The organism is Nocardia neocaledoniensis (assembly GCF_029868625.1).
GTDB lineage: Bacteria > Actinomycetota > Actinomycetes > Mycobacteriales > Mycobacteriaceae > Nocardia > Nocardia neocaledoniensis_A.
On record NZ_JARWOJ010000086.1, the window covers coordinates 1 to 17127 of the forward strand.

The window sequence follows — 17127 nt, forward strand, 5'->3', positions numbered from 1 at the left end:
CACCCGTTCGCCGCTCGTGTACCCCGAAGGGCCTTACCGCTCGACTTGCATGTGTTAAGCACGCCGCCAGCGTTCGTCCTGAGCCAGGATCAAACTCTCCGTTGAAGACTCTCAACCACACCCCGAAGGATGTAATCAGAACAATCTAAAGACTAGAGTCCGAAAACCTAGCAAAGCCAAACACCAGCAAAAAAAATTCGCTGTTGTTCAAATGTCCACTCCTCAACCGGGGGGTATGAGAAGCGGAACCAATAATAATATTGGCACTGACATTCATCGACACACTATTGAGTTCTCAAAGAACACACGCACAAACCTCCACCCGCAACATTTCATCGGGGCTTCGGCAAGGCAACTGTTCCAACCTAGCGCAGACAACCCAACCGAAGCAAGTTCGGGAGAAGTTCGACTGGCTAGATGATCAATCAGGCGCTCGGCGGACTGTGTCCGTGTCGCTCTGACTCGAACTAAGTTACGCACCGCCGAACATGAAGTCAAATCGCCTGGTCAGACAGGCTATTTCGGCGAATCGACGCGCTCGACCTGTCCGCCGAGCGCCTGCAGCTGCTCGACGAAGCGCGGGTACCCGCGGTCGATGTGGAACACGTCGTGCACCTCGGTGACGCCGTCGGCGACCAGACCCGCCAGCACCAGGCCGGCGCCGGCGCGGATGTCGGAGGACCAGACCGGCGCGCTGGACAGGCGCGGGATGCCGCGGACCACGGCGTGGTGACCGTCGGTGCGGGCGTCGGCGCCGAGCCGGATCATCTCCTCCACGAAGCGGAACCGCGCCTCGAAGACGTTCTCGGTGATCATCGAGGTGCCGTCGGCGATGGCGGCCAGGCCGATCGCCATCGGCTGCAGGTCGGTCGGGAAGCCGGGGAACGGCAGCGTCGCGAAGTTCACCGCGCGCGGGCGCTCCGGCTGGACGACACGGAAACCATTGGGCTCGTACGAGATTCGCGCACCAGCGGCGCGCAACTTGTCCAGCACGAGCGCCAGGTGCTTGGGGTTGATGCCGGTGACCCGTACGTCGCCGGTGGTCATCGCGGCGGCGATACCCCAGGTGGCGGCGACGATCCGGTCGCCGATCACCTGGTGGGTGGTCGGCGAGAGGCGCTTGACGCCCTGCACGGTGAGCACCGAGGAACCGGCACCCTCGATCCGCGCACCCATCTGCGTGAGCATGGTGCACAGGTCGACGATGTCGGGCTCGCGCGCCGCGTTGTCGATGACCGTCTCCCCCTCGGCCAGCACCGCGGCCATCAGGATGTTCTCGGTCGCGCCGACGGACGGGAAGTCGAGGCGGATGCGCGCGCCCTGGAGCTCGTCGGCGCGGGCGACCACGCATCCGTGCTCGATCTCGCTGGTGGCGCCGAGCAGCCGCAGGCCCTGCTGATGCATGTCCAGGGGACGCGAACCGATCGCGTCGCCGCCGGGCAGGGCGACGACCGCGCGCTTACACCGGGCCATCAGCGGACCGAGTACGCACACCGAGGCGCGGAACTGGGTGACCGCGGGGAAGTCCGCGTGGTACTTCGGCTCGGCCGGGGTGACGATCGTGACGACCGAGCGGTCGCCGCTCTCGTCGTCGGAGATCGTCACGTCGCAGCCGAGACCACGCAGCACCTCGGCCATCAGCGGGACATCGAGGATGTCCGGGCAGTTGGTGATGGTGGTCGTGCCCTCGGCCAGCAAAGCGGCGGCCATCAGCTTCAGCACGCTGTTCTTCGCGCCGCCGACCGCGACCTCGCCGACGAGCTGATTACCGCCGGAGACCAGAAACCGTTCGCTCACCCCGCCAGCTTATCGACCGTTGCCCGGCGACACGCCCCCCGACGCCAAACCGACCGATCCTGGGGCCGGCGAGTCGCTTTCAGCGCTCGGCTCCGCCGCCCGGCTGCCACAGCACGTCGCCTTCGGGATTGGTCGCCCGGCTCAGGATGAACAGCAGGTCCGAGAGGCGATTGAGGTATTTGGCAGGGAGCACGCTGGTGTCGTCGGGGTAGGCCTCGACCGCCGCCCAGGCCGAACGCTCGGCGCGACGGACCACCGTACGTGCCGTGTGCAACAGCGCGGCAATCGGTGTGCCGCCCGGCAAGATGAAGGAATTCAGCGGTGCGAGACCATCGTTGAACTCGTCACACCACTTCTCCAGCCGATCGATGTAGGGCTGGGTGACGCGCAGCGGCGGGTACTTCGGTTCGGCCACCACCGGGGTGGACAGATCGGCGCCCGCGTCGAACAGATCGTTCTGGATCTGGCGCAGCACCGCGAGCACCGCGGGCTCCGGCGCGCCGAGGGCGACCGCGACGCCGAGTGCCGCGTTGGCCTCGTCGCAGTCGGCGTAGGCCACCAGCCGGGCGTCGGTCTTCGGCACCCGCGAGAAGTCGCTCAGGCCCGTGGTGCCGTCGTCACCGGTGCGGGTGTAGATCCTGGTCAAGTGCACACTCACGGCTGGCCTCCTCGCGTGCGGCGGGCGCGGTCGGACGGACGGGACTCCATCCAGGACAGAAAAGCCGCCATCGATCCGCGGTCGAGTGCCAACTCGAAGCTGTTGTGCGGATCGGTGACGGCTACCACCACGATGTCCTCGCTCATGATGTCGAACTCGTCGCCCTGTGGCGCGCGCCGTTCGACGATCTCGAGGCCCTGCCGGTGCACGGTGGAATCGGGGCCGAGCTTGAGGCTGGTCAACTTGAAGAAGACGAGACGATCCTCGTCGTAGCGGATGAGGCCGTGCCGCCAGCCGTGGCCACCCCGCGCGGGCAATACCCGCAGCAGCGCGGCCGTGCCGCCCCGGCGCAGCATCACCAGCCGGTAGGTGGAAGCTCCGGCGACGAACACGAGCGTCAGCACCAGAATGATCAGGAGAACCATCCCGGTTTGCAATGCCGTACGCCCTTTCGTTCCGCCGGTGTCGAAGACACCTTCGACGTCATTCAATCACGCGCGATGAACGCGATCGCGCGGGGACCGGGAAAACCGGTGAAAACGCCACTGTCGGGGGGGGCCGCCGAAAATTGTAGGCGCCACAGGGGGGGGGGGTTTAGGGGGGAAACAGGGGGGGGGGGGGCGGCCCCCCCCCCCCGCCCCCCCGCGCCCCCCCCAAACCCCCCACACCCCCCCCCCCCCCCCCCCCCCCCCCCCCCCCCCCCCCCCCGACAGTGGTCGGTCTCATTCCGGGATCAAGCGGTGGCGTTCGCCTCGACCGCACGCACCTGACCCTGCGCGACGCGCTGCTCCACCTCGGAAGCACTCGCGTCGGCCAGCACCTTACGGGCCGCGTCGACATCGACCTCGGCCGCGAGATCCGCGGACTCGGCCAGCACCCGGACGGTATCGGCGGTCACCGAGAAGAAACCGCCGTGCACCGCCGCGACGATCCGCTCGCCGTCGGTCGACACGATGGACACCGTGCCGCCTTCGACGAGCTGACCGAGCAGCGGCTCGTGACCTGCCATGATGCCGATCTGACCCTCGGTGGTCTGCGCGCTGACGAACGTCGCCTGGCCGGACCAGAGCTTGCGCTCGACTGCTACGAGATCAACTGTCATCTCCGCCATGGTGGACTACTTCCCGGCGATCTTCTTCGCAGCGGCCTCGACGTCGTCGAGACCACCGCAGGAGTTGAACGCCTGCTCCGGGAAGTGGTCGAACTCGCCCTTGCAGACGCGATCGAAGTCGTCGATGGTCTGCTCCAGCGGCACGACCGAGCCCGGCTGACCGGTGAACTTCTCGGCCACGATGAAGTTCTGGCCGAGGAACTTCTCCAGGCGACGGGCGCGACCGACGAGGACCTTGTCCTCTTCGGAGAGCTCGTCCATACCGAGGATGGCGATGATGTCCTGCAGCTCCTTGTACTTCTGCAGGATCCGCTTCACCTCGTTGGCCACGCGGAAGTGACGCTCGCCGACGATCGAGGCCTCGAGGATACGAGAGGTCGAGGTCAGCGGGTCGACGGCCGGGTAGATGCCCTTCTGCGAGATCGGGCGCGAAAGCTCGGTCGTCGCATCGAGGTGGGCGAAGGTGGTCGCCGGCGCCGGGTCGGTGTAGTCGTCGGCGGGGACGTAGATCGCCTGCAGCGAGGTGATCGAGCGGCCACGGGTCGAGGTGATGCGCTCCTGGAGCTCACCCATCTCGTCCGCCAGCGTCGGCTGGTAACCCACGGCGGAGGGCATACGACCCAGCAGGGTCGAGACCTCGGAACCGGCCTGGGTGAAACGGAAGATGTTGTCGATGAAGAGCAGCACGTCCTGGTGCTGGACATCGCGGAAGTACTCCGCCATGGTCAGCGCGGACAGGGCCACGCGCATACGCGTGCCCGGCGGCTCGTCCATCTGGCCGAAGACGAGGGCGGTGTCCTGGAGGACGCCCATCTCTTCCATTTCCAGGTGGAGGTCGGTGCCCTCACGGGTACGCTCACCGACGCCCGCGAACACCGAGGTGCCGGAGAACTCGCGAGCGATACGGGTGATCATCTCCTGGATCAGCACGGTCTTGCCGACACCGGCACCACCGAACAGACCGATCTTGCCGCCCTTGACGTACGGGGTCAGCAGGTCGATGACCTTGACGCCGGTCTCCAGCATCTCGGTCTTACCCTCGAGCTGGTCGAAGCTCGGGGGCTTGCGGTGGATGCCCCACTGCTCGCCGTCGCGGCCGAGGCCGGGCGAGTCGAGGCAGTCGCCGAGGGCGTTGAACACGTGGCCCTTGACGATGTCACCGACGGGCACCGAGATCGGCTTGCCCGAGTCGGTGACGGTGGCGCCACGGACCAGGCCGTCGGTCGGCTGCATCGAGATGGTGCGCACGATGTTGTCGCCGAGGTGCTGGGCGACCTCGAGGGTCAGGGTCTTGGCCACCGACGCCAGCTTGATGTCGGCATTGAGAGCGTTGAACAGCTCGGGGATGGCGCCACGCGGGAACTCGACGTCCACGACGGGGCCGATGACACGGACGACGCGGCCAGCGGCGGCGCCTGCCTTGCTCGCGTTGTCTTGAGTGACAGCTGCGGTCATTTTGGTTGGTTCTCTTCCTGCGCTTCTAGTCGCGGTCCGAGCTCGACGCCAGCGCGTTCACGCCGCCGACGATTTCGCTGATTTCCTGCGTGATCTGGGCCTGACGCACCGAGTTCGCCTCGCGCTGGAGCACACTGGCCAGCTCGTTGGCGTTGTCGGTCGCCGCCTTCATTGCGGTGCGCCGAGCCGCGGACTCGGATGCCGCTGCCTCGAGCAACGATGCGTAGATACGCGTGTTGATGTACTTGGGCAGCAGAGCGCCCAGCAAGACATCCGCGTCCGGCTCGAACTCGTACTGCGCCGTCACCACCGCATCCGGCGAGTCCGACAGCATGTCGTCGCCGAGCGCGAAGTTCTCGTCGACGTAGCTGACCTGGATCGGCGCCAGGCGGCGCACCTCCGGGGTCTGGGTCAGCATCGAGACGAACTTGGTGTACACGATGTGCAGCTCGTCGACACCGGCCATGGATCCGGAGCCGTCCAGCGAGGCGACCTCGCTGTCGGAGCCGGCCATGAAGGCCTCGACGAGGTGGCCGCACGCGGCCGACGCATCGGTGTACTTCGGCTGCTGCGAGAAGCCGGTCCACGACGCCTGGAAGGGGCGGTTGCGGAACTTGTAGTACGTGAGGCCCTTGTTGCCCATCACGTACAGCACCGGCTCCTTGCCCTCGCCACGCAGGGTGGTCATGAGCTCCTCGGCGCGCTTGAGCACGTTCGAGTTGTAGCCACCACACATACCGCTGTCACTGGTGATCACCAGCACCGCGGCCCGCCGGGCGTCGGGACGCTCGGTCAGCAGCGGGTGCGACAGGTTCTTCGAGGCGCTCGCCAGCTCGCCGAGGACCTTGGTGATCTCCTCGGCGTACGGCTTGGCCGCGGCGACCCTGGCCTGGGCCTTGGAAATTCGCGAGGTCGCGATCAGTTCCTGAGCCTTGGTGATCTTCTTGATCGAATTCACACCACGAATGCGGGAGCGCAATTCGCGCAAACTTGCCACTACGATTCACTCCCTTCATTCGCCAGATCGATAGTTGCCGACATCAGTTCAGACCCGGCTTACTTGTCGACGTGCTTGCGGGTGACCGACAGCGACTCGACCTCTTCGTGGTCCAGATCGCCGGCAGCGGCCTCGTTCACGACCCGGCTGCCGTCGGAGGCCAGGAAGCCTTCCTTGAATTTGTCGGTCTCCGACTTGATCGCGTCGGCGGCCTCGCCGTCGAGCGGCTTGCGGCCACCCTCGAGCGCGTCGAAGGACGACTGGGTCGCGCTGTGCAGGTGCTCCAGCAGCTCGGCGGTGAAGCGACGCACGTCGCCGACCGGCACCGAGTCGTAGTAGCCGGCGTCGACCAGGTAGATCGAGACGACCTGATCCTCGACGGCGACCGGGGAGTACTGGTTCTGCTTGAGCAGCTCCACCCAGCGGGCACCACGCTCGAGCTGGGCCAGCGAGGCGGCGTCCAGGTCGGAGGCGAAGGCGGAGAACGCCTCCAGCTCGCGGTACTGGGCCATTTCCAGACGCAGCGAACCGGCGACCTTCTTCATGGCCTTGGTCTGGGCGGCGCCACCGACACGGGAGACCGAGGTACCGACGTTGATCGCCGGGCGGACACCCTTGTTGAACAGGTCGGACTCGAGGAAGACCTGGCCGTCGGTGATGGAGATGACGTTGGTCGGGATGAACGCCGAGACGTCGTTGGCCTTGGTCTCGATGATCGGCAGACCGGTCATCGAGCCGCCGCCCATCTCGTCGGACAGCTTCGCGCAACGCTCCAGCAGGCGGGAGTGCAGGTAGAAGACGTCACCGGGGTAGGCCTCGCGGCCCGGCGGACGACGCAGCAGCAGCGAGATGGCGCGGTAGGCCTCGGCCTGCTTGGTCAGGTCGTCGAACACGATGAGGACGTGCTTGCCCTGGTACATCCAGTGCTGGCCGATGGCCGAACCGGTGTAGGGGGCCAGCCACTTGAAGCCGGCGGAGTCGGACGCGGGGGCCGCGACGATGGTGGTGTACTCCATCGCGCCGTGCTCCTCGAGCGCGGTCTTGACGCCCGCGATGGTAGAGCCCTTCTGGCCGATCGCGACGTAGATGCAGCGAACCTGCTTGCTGGGGTCGCCCGACTCCCAGTTCGCCTTCTGGTTCAGGATCGCGTCGACGGCGACGGCGGTCTTACCGGTCTTGCGGTCGCCGATGATCAGCTGACGCTGGCCGCGGCCGATGGCGGTCAGCGCGTCGATCGCGGTGATACCGGTGGCCAGCGGCTCCTCGACCGGCTGGCGCTCCAGCACGGTCGCGGCCTGCAGCTCCAGCACGCGGCGGTCGTCGGCTTCGATCTCGCCCAGGCCGTCGATGGCCTGGCCGAGCGGGTTGACGACGCGACCGAGGAACTTGTCACCCACCGGGACGGAGAGCACGTCGCCGGTGCGACGGACCTGCTGGCCCTCTTCCAGCGAGGCGTACTCGCCGAGGATGACGGCACCGATCTCGGTGTCCTCGAGGTTCAGCGCGACGCCGAGGACGCCGCCCGGGAACTCGAGCAGCTCGTTGGCCATCGCCGAAGGCAGACCGCTGACGTGCGCGATGCCGTCGCCGGTGTCGGTCACGAGGCCGACTTCTTCGATGGAGGTTTCCGGGGTGTAGCTCTGGGTGTAGCTCTCGATCGCGCTACGGATCTCGTCGGAGGAGATCGTCAGCTCCGCCATGTTGTTCCTGCTCTCGCTGTGGTCTCGAATGTCGGGGGTTGGAGTTGCGCTGCTGGTCAGGACAGAGCCCGGCGCAGCTTCTCCAGTCGGCCGGTGGCGCTGCCGTCGATGACGTCGTCTCCGACGCGCACGACGACGCCGCTCAGCAGCGTCGGGTCGACCTGCACGTGCACGGTGACCGCCTTGCCGTAGATCCGCTGCAGGGAAGCCGACAGCTTCTCCTTCTGCGGGCCACTCAGCTCGGCCGCGGCGTGCACGTGGGCGACGATCTGGTCACGACGGGCCGCCGCCAGATCGGACAGGGCGCCGAAGGCGACGCCGATGTTGTTGGTCCGCAGTCGGGTCACCGCCTGCTCGGCCAGCGTGATGGTGATCGGCTCGGCCTTGCCGTTCAGCAACCGAGCGATCAGCTCGCGCCGCGCCGAGGCGGGCTTGCCCTGATCGGACAGTGCCTGCTCCAGCTGCGGGTTGTCGGCGATGATGCGGCCGAGCCGGAACAGCTCGTCCTCCACCATGTCCAGCCGGCCACCGTCGGCGGCGGACTCGAGCAGAGCCTCCTGCCCGAGCAGCACCAGGGTGTCGACCAGATCGCGGGTGCGCGACCAGTTCTGGGCCACCGCGGTGGTCAGCACTGCCTGCGTGGCAGCGCTGACCTTGCCGCCGAAGATCCGCTCACTGAGTTCAGCGCGCGCCGAACCCGGCACCGACACGTCCGCGAGCGCCACACGCAGCGAACGCTGGTCGTCCAGCACGGCGACAACGGCGAACAGTTCCGATCCCGTTGTGGCCGCAACAGTTTCGCTTCCGGTCAGAGCGGCCCGAAGCGCCTCGCGAGACCGGGAGCTGGCCTCGCGGCTCGCTGCGTACATGCTTCTCACTTTCGCGTCGTTACCTTCCGACCCCGATGGCGTTGGTGTCGTCGAGTTCGCTGAGGAACTTGTCGATCGACGCCGCCTGCTTGGCTTCGTCCGAAACCGACTGGCCGATGATCTTCTCGGCCAGGCTGACGGCGGTGACGCCGACCTCGGAACGCAGCTCGGTCAGGATCTGCTGGCGCTGGGCTTCCAGCTGGGAGTGACCGGCGGCGATGATGCGATCGCTCTCGGCCTGGGCGTCCTGGCGCATCTGCGCGAGGATCTGCTGACCCTGGGTGCGCGCATCCTCACGGATACGTGCGGCTTCCAGCCGGGCGTCGGCAAGCTGCTGCTGGTACTGCTGCAGCGTCTGCTGTGCTTCTTCCTGAGCGGCCTTGGCCCTGGCGATACCGCCTTCGATGTTGTCGGCGCGCTCATCGAGGGTCTTGGTCACACGTGGGATCACGTACTTCCAGAACAGCAGACCGATGATGACGACGCAGACGATCGACCAGACGATGTCGTACGTTTCGGGGATGAGAGGATTCACATCCTCTCCCCCTTCGGCAGCGAGCGTGATGATTTCGCGCATCGGAATCAGAAGATGAAGCCGGCGACGAGGCCGATCAGCGCCAGGGCCTCGGTGAACGCGATACCGAGGAACATGTTGGTACGGATCTGGCCGGCCAGCTCGGGCTGACGGGCGAAGCCCTCGATCGCCTTACCGACGACGATGCCGACGCCGATGCCGGGGCCGATCGCGGCAAGACCGTAGCCGATGGCGCCGAAGCCCTTGAAGGTGCTCTCGGTGGTCGCGGCTTCCTGGGCCAGGTAAGCGAGGCTCATGAGTCTTCTTTCCCTTTCTGTTGCTCACCCGCCGGTCGGCGTGTGTAGCAGGTTTGGCAGTACTGGTGTGGATTCAGGTCAGTGGTCGGCGGCGTGCTGCGCGAGGCTGATGTACACCGCGGTCAGCAGGGCGAACACATACGCCTGCAGGAAGATGACCAGCAGCTCGAACAGCGTGAAGCCGATGCCTGCCAGCAGCGAGAAGGGCGTGAAGACCTTCATCCACGCGGTGGCATCGAAGAGGAAGAACCAGGTGGCGCTGAAGAACAGCACCAGCATGATGTGGCCCGCCAGCATGTTGGCCATGAGTCGGACGGTCAGCGTGAACGGGCGCAGGATGAACGTCGAGACGAACTCGATCGGGATCAGCAGCACGTGCAGCGCGGGCGGCACGTCGGGAACGACGATGCTCGAGCGCATGTACTTCCAGAAGCCGTACTTGCGGATACCGACGTAGTTGAACGCGACGTAGGCGACCACCGCGAGCACCAGCGGCATACCGACGCGGGCATTCGAGGAGATGTTCAGGAACGGAACCACACTGGAGAAGTTCAGGAACAGAACCGTGAAGAAGATCGTCGCGATCAGCGGCAGGAACCGCTTACCGGTTTCCTTGCCGAGCACCTCGTCGGCGATCTGCTCCTTGACGAAAACCACCGCGGTTTCCATCACGTTCTGCAGCCCGCGCGGCACGATCTTCGGCGAGCGGAAAGCCAGCACGAAGAGGAGCACCAGAACGGCGGTCATCAGCAGGCGGATCAGCATCAAGCGATCGAGTTCGAACGGCGTACCCGCGAACAACACCGCTGGGGGGAAGAAGTCGGACAGCGATGGCGCGTGAAACTCGCCTGCCGCCAAAGTGGTGACGCTCAGCGTTCTCTCCCGTGTTCGGGCCGCGGGTACGGTCATCCCCGCGGTTCGATCGGACATTGACGATCAATGGGGTCGACTCTGGTCGGCTCGAAATTCGACAGCCGCGCATACGGTGTGTGAACCGATATAGCTGCTGTACGGGCGTCGGCGACATCGTCGACATGCTTCAACCGGGCACATTCCACCCGGATCGGCAGTAAGCATAGCGGCCCCGGGTGGGATCTCGGTGATCCCCCCTGGTAACCCGAGGCGTAGCCCCGAGTTCTCCCGGACCTGGCCCCTAGCTTGGGTGCTTGCTTACCAACACTTTACCAAGCTATCTACGACAGTGCGTAGCTGGGTGGGATTATTCCTGCTCGGAAGCCGTTTCGTCGTCTCCCGCGCGTGTCGTGACGTACGGAACCTTCACGCTCACAACGCCATACGTTTCCGCGCCGAGCACGATCAGCAGGGCACCGACCACCGTGAAGAACAGGGCGGGCCTGCTGTAGAAGTCGAACTGGTTCAGCACGCCGACGACGATCAGCGCGACCAGCAGCTTGCCGACCCAGCTGACCAGCAGCACCAGGCCCTGGGTACTCGGCGGCAGCTTGGCACCGAGGATGACCGACAGCAGCGTGGTGAGGATGAACCCGCCGCCGATGGCCGAGCCGAGCAGCGCGCCCCAGAGGCCGGGCATCCCGGCGACGGCGGTGGCGATCACCACCGAGGCGACCACGAGCACACCGAGCCCGATCAGGCCGTAGCGCAGCGCGGTGCGGAGCGGGGCGTCGGGGCCGGGCACAGGTCGCGGTGTAAAGCTCACGGCCCGCACTTTACCTTGCGGGCCTCGATCAGCTCTTCGCCGACTCCACCCGGCGCATGGATGGGATCGCGGTCACTACCAGCGCGAACACCAATCCGCCCGCGACCAGCAACACCACCAGCCGCCGATCCATCAATGAGGTCCCCACCGCGCCGAATGCCAGCACTCCGACCCACAAATAGATCAGCAGGACGACGCGGCGCTGGGAATGTCCGATCTGCAACAAACGGTGATGCAGATGCATTTTGTCCGGCGTGGAGAAGCTCACCCCGGCGCGCACGCGGCGCACGATCGCCAGCAACAGATCGAGCACCGGAATGAACATCACCGCGCCGACCAGCAACAGCGGCGAGAGCAAACCCACAATGTCGCGCGGGCCGTAGCCCTGCAGCGGAATTCGGCCGGAGGCGCCGGTGGAAACCGCGGCCAGCATCAATCCGATCATCATCGAGCCGGAATCGCCCATGAAGATTCGGGCCGGCGAGAAATTGTGCGGCAGAAATCCCAGGCACGCGCCGGCGAGTGCGGCGGCCAGCAACGCGGGCGGATAGGTGTCGACCGAACCGCCCTGGTCGTAGAGCAAACCCACGGAGAACACGAAAACGGCGCCGGCGCAGATCAAACCGAGCCCGGCGGCCAGACCGTCCAGGCCGTCGACGAAGTTCATCGCGTTCACCAGGGTGACGGTGATGCCGACCGTCACCAGACCGCCCTGCAATGCGTCGAGCACGACGGTGCTGTCGTTGAACGGGTCGTAGATGACATACCAGCTCAGGCCCATCACGGCCATCACACCGGCCGCGGTCACCTGTCCCGCGAATTTGGTGAGCGCGTCGAGTCCCCAGCGGTCGTCGACGATGCCGACGAGCACGATGATGGTGGCCGCCACCAGCACCGCCGGAATATCGGGCGCGTAATCGAATCCGCGGCGCAGCGCGGGCAATTGATGCGCGAACAGGACTGCGGCGACCACCCCGATATACATGCCGACGCCGCCCATCCGGGGAATGGGTTTGACGTGCACATCGCGCTCACGCGGAATCGCGACCGCGCCGAAGGCGATGGCCAGGGTGCGGATGCCGCCGGTGGCCAGGAAGGTCACCGTGGCCGAGACGAGCAGCACGAGCACCAGCTCGCGCAGGGGAACGACCGTGCTCATCGGATGCGTGCGATCACCGCTGCGCGGAGCTGACCAGGGCGTCGGGCGCCATGCCGAGCACCTCCGCGATATCGGCCAGCGGCACCGCGCCCTCGCGCAGCACGCGCGGCTGATCCGCGGTCAGATCGACGATGGTGGACGCCACCGCGTGCTCGGCCGGACCGCCGTCGAGGTACACACTCGCCAGCGCGCCCAGCTGCTCGCGCGCCTGCTCGGCGGTGCTCGCCGGCGGCTGACCCGACACGTTGGCGCTCGACACGGCCAGCGGGCCGACCTCGCGCAGCAGCTCCAGCGCCACCGGGTGCAACGGCATGCGCAGCATCACGGTGCCGCGGGTGTCGCCGAGATCCCAGGCCAGCGAGGGCGCGGCCTGCACCACCAGGCTCAGCGCGCCGGGCCAGAACGCGCGGATCAGGTCCCGCGCCTGCGGGCGCACCGAGAAGACCAGGCCGTCGATGGTGTGCCAGGAACCGACCAGCACCGGGACGGGCATGTCACGGCCGCGGCGCTTGGCGGCCAGCAGCGAGGCCACTGCCTCGGAATCGAACGCGTCGGCCGCCAGGCCGTACAGCGTGTCGGTCGGCATCACGACCAGTCGGCCGGACTTCAGCGCGCTGGTGGCGGCGGAGAGGCCAGCGGCCCGAGACGCCGGTTCAGCACAGTCGTAGACGGTACTCACGCTTAGCTTCGCCTTCCCGCGATTTCTGCCGGACTTCGGTGGCCGACAATATTCCGCCGCCCCGGGTCTCGTTGTCGTCGGGGTTGCGGCAAGTTGTCGAGGTCCCACGATTCTTGCCGGTCTTCGGTGTGCGGCAAGAGTCTAGCCCCCGCACGGGGCTTCACCTGCGCGGGGACTTTGCGAGGCGGCGCCCCACCGGCCGCGCCCCAGCTGCTGGGGGTGTGCTGGCGCAGCGTGCGGCGGGACGCGAACAGTGGTCGCGCGCGCACGTCGTGCGGCGACGCCGGTCTCGTACCCCGGTTCGGCCGCCGGGTCAGGGTTTGCTGTGCCGGGCCGCGACGACGAATCGCGGCTTGCCAGCCAGATCGGGATGCTCGACGATATCGGCGAACCCGGCCTCGGCCAGCAGCGCGGCCACTCCCCCGCCATTGGTGTCATCGTGTTCGATCGCGGTGGCGCCGCCGGGACGGAGCAGGCGCGCGATGGTGGGGACCATGGCCCGGATGACGTCGAGACCGTCGGGCCCGCCGAACAAGGCGCGATGCGGATCGTGGTCGGCGACCTCGGGTTCGAGAACGGCGGCCTCGGGAATGTAGGGCGGGTTCGAGACCACCAGGTCGACGCGGCCGGACAGCTCGGTGAGCAGGGCCGGGTCGGTGACGTCGGCGGCGTGCAGGGTGATCGGGGTGTCGCCGTCGGCGCCGCGGTCGTCGGCGTTGCGGCGGGCCCAGGTCAGCGCGTCGGGATCGAGTTCGACGGCGTGGACCGCCGCGTCGGGACGGGCGTGCGCGATCGCCAGCGCCAGCGCGCCCGTGCCGGTGCACAGGTCGACCACGAGGGGATCGTGGTCGTGCGGCAGCGTCCCGAGCCAGGCCAGCGCCCACGCGAACAGCAGTTCGGTCTCCGGGCGCGGCACGAACACCCCGGGGCCGACGGCGAGGTCGATCTCGCCCATCGCGGCGGTTCCGGTCAAGTGCTGCAGGGGGATTCGCGCGGCTCGCTGCTCGACCAGTGCCGTGAACCGCGCGGCCTCGGCCGGTTCGATCATCGGGTGCAGCGCCAGGCGCATCCGGTCGACGCCGAGCACGTGGGCCGCCAGGTGCTCCGCGTCCGGCAGCGGCGACGCCACACCCGCCGTAGCCAGCCGCTCCGCCGCCGCGACGATCAGCGGACGCAGCCGAACACGTTCGGTCACCGACATGCTCGCGCGCCTTCCCCGATCGGGTCCGCCGGACCAGCCGTCCGCCGCGGTCGTCCGCCGGAGTTTCCCCGCACCGACTGCTCGGTCATGACGGCTACTCGGCGGCCATGCGCGCGTCGCGGTCGGCCTTGCCGAGCGCGTCGAGCAGCGCGTCCATGTCACCGTCGAGGACCGCGTCGAGATTGTGCGCCTTGAAACCGATGCGGTGATCGGCGATCCGGTTCTCCGGGAAGTTGTAGGTGCGGATGCGTTCGGAACGGTCGACCGTGCGGATCTGGCTGGCGCGACCGGCCGCGGCCTCCTGCTCGGCCTGCTCCTCGGCCAGCGCCTGCAACCGGGCGGCGAGCACCTGCATCGCGCGCGCCTTGTTCTGCAGCTGGGAACGCTCGTTCTGGCAGGTCACCACGATGCCGGAGGGCAGGTGGGTGATGCGGACCGCGGAGTCGGTGGTGTTGACGCCCTGGCCGCCTTTGCCGGAGGAGCGGTAGACGTCGATGCGCAGGTCGGTCTCGTCGATCTGCACCTGCTCGACCTCGTCGGGCTCCGGGTAGATCAGCACGCCCGCGGCGGAGGTGTGGATGCGGCCCTGCGACTCGGTCACCGGCACCCGCTGCACGCGGTGCACGCCGCCCTCGAACTTGAAGCGCGACCACACACCGTCGCGGGCGGCGTCGCGGCTCTTGATCGACAGCGTCGCGTCCTTGTAGCCGCCGAGGTCGGAGTAGGTGACGTCGAGCGTCTCCACCTTCCAGCCGTGCCGCTCGGCGTAGCGGATGTACATGCGGGCCAGGTCGGCGGCGAACAGCGCCGATTCCTCGCCACCCTCGCCGGACTTCACCTCGAGCACCACGTCGTCACCGTCGTGCGGGTCGCGCGGGGCCAGCAGGTCGGCCAGTTGCTGTTCCAGCTCCGTCAGCTGCGCTTCCAGGCCGGGCACCTCGGCGGCGAAGGTGGCGTCGTCGGCGGCCAGCTCGCGCGCGGCCTCGAGGTCGTCGCGGACCGATTCCAGCTTGCGGTAGGTGGTCATCACCGGCGCCAGCTCGGCGAACCGCTTGCCGACGCGCCGCGCGGCGCCCGCGTCGTTGTGGAGCGACGGATCCGCCAGCTGCGTCTCCAAGCCCTGGTACTCGGCGAGAATGTCGTCGATGGCGGACGGCTGCGTCACGGTGAATTCCTTATGGGTGTGCGATGCGCTGGACAACAGAAACCACCGACGCCCGGCCTGCAGAGCAGAACCGGGCGTCGGAGGAGGCAACTAGGAGGCGTCGGCCTTCTTGCCAGCGCGCTTGCCGTAGCGAGCCTCGAAGCGGGCCACGCGGCCGCCGGTGTCGAGGATCTTCTGCTTGCCGGTGTAGAACGGGTGGCACTGCGAGCAGACCTCGACGGTGATCTGGCCGGACTCCTTGGTGGAGCGAGTCTGGAAGGTGTTGCCGCAACCACACACGACGGTGGTCTCGACATACGTGGGGTGGATTCCTGCCTTCATGGGCGTCCTCTCGATAATGGTCGCCGGGTCGCATGCCGCTGGAGCGCGGAATACGTGAACCGGAACCGACTAGGCGGGATGTCTGCGAAGCCGCAGACACACAGCGGTCCAGTATGCCAGATGGGGCCGCACGTACCGAAAACACCCCCGACCACCGAATTGTTCCCGGCTCACAGACGCGAACAGGGGCTCCGCCGCGGCGGAGCCCCTGTTTCGTCAGCCGATCACTCGTCGAGCGCGCCCGGCGCGGTCTTGGAGACCGTCATCAGGAACTCGAGGTTGTTCTTGGACTTCTTGAGCCGGTCCATCAGCAGGTCGATCGCCTGGTGCGAATCGAGGCCGCTGAGCACGCGCCGCAGCTTGTGCACGACCGCCATCTCGTCCGGCGACATCAGCAGTTCGTCGTGGCGGGTGCTCGACGGGTTGATGTCGACGGCCGGGAACACGCGCCGCTCGGCGATCTTGCGGTCGAGCTTGAGCTCGGCGTTGCCGGTGCCCTTGAACTCCTCGAAGATCACCGTGTCGCCGGTGGAACCGGTCTCCACCATCGCGGTGGCGATGATGGTGAGCGAGCCACCGTTCTCGATGTTGCGCGCCGCGCCGAGGAACCGCTTGGGCGGGTACAGCGCGGTCGAGTCGACACCACCGGAGAGGATGCGACCCGAGGCGGGCGAGGAGTTGTTGTACGCGCGGCCCAATCGGGTGATCGAGTCGAGCAGCACCACCACGTCCTTGCCCATCTCCACCAGTCGCTTGGCCCGCTCGATGGCGAGCTCGGCGACGGAGGTGTGGTCGGCCGGCGGCCGGTCGAAGGTGGAGGCGATGACCTCCCCCTTCACCGAGCGCTGCATGTCGGTGACCTCTTCGGGACGCTCGTCGACCAGCACGACCATGAGGTAGCACTCGGGGTTGTTGATCGCGATCGCGTTGGCGATGTCCTGCATGATCGTGGTCTTACCCGCCTTGGGCGGGGACACGATCAGCGCGCGCTGGCCCTTGCCGATCGGCATGATCAGGTCGATCACACGCGTGGTCAGCTTGTTCTGCGTGGTCTCGAGGCGCAGCCGCTGGTTCGGGTACAGCGGGGTCAGCTTCTGGAAGTCGGGGCGACGCTTGGCCGCCTCCACCTCGCCACCGTTGACCGTGTCCAGGCGCACCAGCGGGTCGAACTTCTGGCGCTGGTTGCTCTGCTCGCCGTCGCGCGGGGCGCGGACCGCGCCGGTGATCGCGTCACCGCGGCGCAGGCCGTTCTTGCGGACCAGGTTCATCGAGACGTACACGTCGTTCGGGCCGGCCAGGTAGCCGGAGGTCCGCACGAAGGCGTAGTTGTCCAGGACGTCGAGGATGCCGGCGACCGGCTGCAGGACGTCGTCCTCGCGGATCTCGAAATCGCGGGCCTCGCCGCCGCCACCGGCGCCACCGTCGCGGGGGCGCCCCCCCCGGCGCGCGCGGGCGCGGCGGCCCCCCCGGGGCGGGCGGGCCGGCCCCGGCGGGGCCCCCCCCGGG

General features: G+C 67.4%; 18 protein-coding genes and 1 rRNA gene. All 19 read right to left on the reverse strand.

The window, feature by feature from the left end:
• A 16S ribosomal RNA gene (locus tag QH270_RS05640) occupies positions 1-105 on the reverse strand; the annotation flags it as partial.
• A gap of 411 nt (positions 106-516) precedes the next feature.
• Positions 517-1797: a UDP-N-acetylglucosamine 1-carboxyvinyltransferase gene (gene murA, locus QH270_RS05645; RefSeq protein WP_280339300.1), complete on the reverse strand. Its 1281-nt coding sequence runs from the start codon at positions 1795-1797 to the stop codon at positions 517-519.
• A gap of 79 nt (positions 1798-1876) precedes the next feature.
• The gene (locus QH270_RS05650; protein ID WP_232996997.1) at positions 1877-2455 is read right to left on the reverse strand and encodes a cob(I)yrinic acid a,c-diamide adenosyltransferase; all 579 of its coding nucleotides are present in this window, start codon (positions 2453-2455) and stop codon (positions 1877-1879) included.
• Positions 2452-2880: a DUF2550 domain-containing protein gene (locus QH270_RS05655; protein WP_186817507.1), complete on the reverse strand. Its 429-nt coding sequence runs from the start codon at positions 2878-2880 to the stop codon at positions 2452-2454. The genes QH270_RS05650 and QH270_RS05655 overlap by 4 nt, the downstream gene beginning before the upstream one ends.
• Before the next feature lie 308 nt (positions 2881-3188).
• Entirely contained in the window at positions 3189-3566 is a 378-nt protein-coding gene (locus QH270_RS05660) for a F0F1 ATP synthase subunit epsilon (RefSeq protein WP_280339302.1), read from the reverse strand.
• 6 nt (positions 3567-3572) lie between these two features.
• Positions 3573-5021: a F0F1 ATP synthase subunit beta gene (atpD, locus tag QH270_RS05665; protein ID WP_110041746.1), complete on the reverse strand. Its 1449-nt coding sequence runs from the start codon at positions 5019-5021 to the stop codon at positions 3573-3575.
• Positions 5022-5046: 25 nt separating this feature from the next.
• Positions 5047-6018, reverse strand: a complete 972-nt coding sequence (locus QH270_RS05670; protein WP_280339304.1) for a F0F1 ATP synthase subunit gamma — start codon at positions 6016-6018, stop codon at positions 5047-5049.
• A 59-nt stretch (positions 6019-6077) separates the two neighbouring features.
• Positions 6078-7718: a F0F1 ATP synthase subunit alpha gene (gene atpA, locus QH270_RS05675; protein ID WP_110041744.1), complete on the reverse strand. Its 1641-nt coding sequence runs from the start codon at positions 7716-7718 to the stop codon at positions 6078-6080.
• A gap of 56 nt (positions 7719-7774) precedes the next feature.
• Positions 7775-8587: a F0F1 ATP synthase subunit delta gene (locus QH270_RS05680; RefSeq protein ID WP_280339305.1), complete on the reverse strand. Its 813-nt coding sequence runs from the start codon at positions 8585-8587 to the stop codon at positions 7775-7777.
• Positions 8588-8606: 19 nt separating this feature from the next.
• A complete protein-coding gene (locus QH270_RS05685; protein ID WP_280339307.1) occupies positions 8607-9164 on the reverse strand; it encodes a F0F1 ATP synthase subunit B in 558 nt (185 codons plus the stop codon).
• 5 nt (positions 9165-9169) lie between these two features.
• Positions 9170-9418, reverse strand: coding sequence for an ATP synthase F0 subunit C (locus QH270_RS05690; RefSeq protein WP_019045404.1), 249 nt, complete (start codon positions 9416-9418; stop codon positions 9170-9172).
• A 78-nt stretch (positions 9419-9496) separates the two neighbouring features.
• Positions 9497-10348 (reverse strand): F0F1 ATP synthase subunit A, encoded by an 852-nt coding sequence (atpB, locus tag QH270_RS05695; RefSeq protein ID WP_280339308.1) that lies wholly within the window; start codon positions 10346-10348, stop codon positions 9497-9499.
• Between the two features lie 289 nt (positions 10349-10637).
• Positions 10638-11105, reverse strand: a complete 468-nt coding sequence (locus tag QH270_RS05700) for a hypothetical protein (protein ID WP_280339310.1) — start codon at positions 11103-11105, stop codon at positions 10638-10640.
• Positions 11106-11124: 19 nt separating this feature from the next.
• Positions 11125-12255 (reverse strand): MraY family glycosyltransferase, encoded by a 1131-nt coding sequence (locus QH270_RS05705; protein ID WP_110041740.1) that lies wholly within the window; start codon positions 12253-12255, stop codon positions 11125-11127.
• A 13-nt stretch (positions 12256-12268) separates the two neighbouring features.
• Positions 12269-12934, reverse strand: coding sequence for an L-threonylcarbamoyladenylate synthase (locus QH270_RS05710; protein WP_280339312.1), 666 nt, complete (start codon positions 12932-12934; stop codon positions 12269-12271).
• Between the two features lie 313 nt (positions 12935-13247).
• On the reverse strand, positions 13248-14135 hold the full coding sequence (prmC, locus tag QH270_RS05715; RefSeq protein WP_280339313.1) for a peptide chain release factor N(5)-glutamine methyltransferase: 888 nt from the start codon (positions 14133-14135) through the stop codon (positions 13248-13250).
• Positions 14136-14229: 94 nt separating this feature from the next.
• A complete protein-coding gene (gene prfA / locus QH270_RS05720) occupies positions 14230-15300 on the reverse strand; it encodes a peptide chain release factor 1 (protein WP_280339314.1) in 1071 nt (356 codons plus the stop codon).
• Positions 15301-15390: 90 nt separating this feature from the next.
• Complete coding sequence (rpmE, locus tag QH270_RS05725) at positions 15391-15621, reverse strand: 50S ribosomal protein L31 (protein ID WP_280339315.1); 231 nt, start codon at positions 15619-15621, stop codon at positions 15391-15393.
• 224 nt (positions 15622-15845) lie between these two features.
• On the reverse strand, positions 15846-17127 hold a 1282-nt coding region (rho, locus tag QH270_RS05730; protein WP_280339316.1), incomplete at its 5' end, for a transcription termination factor Rho.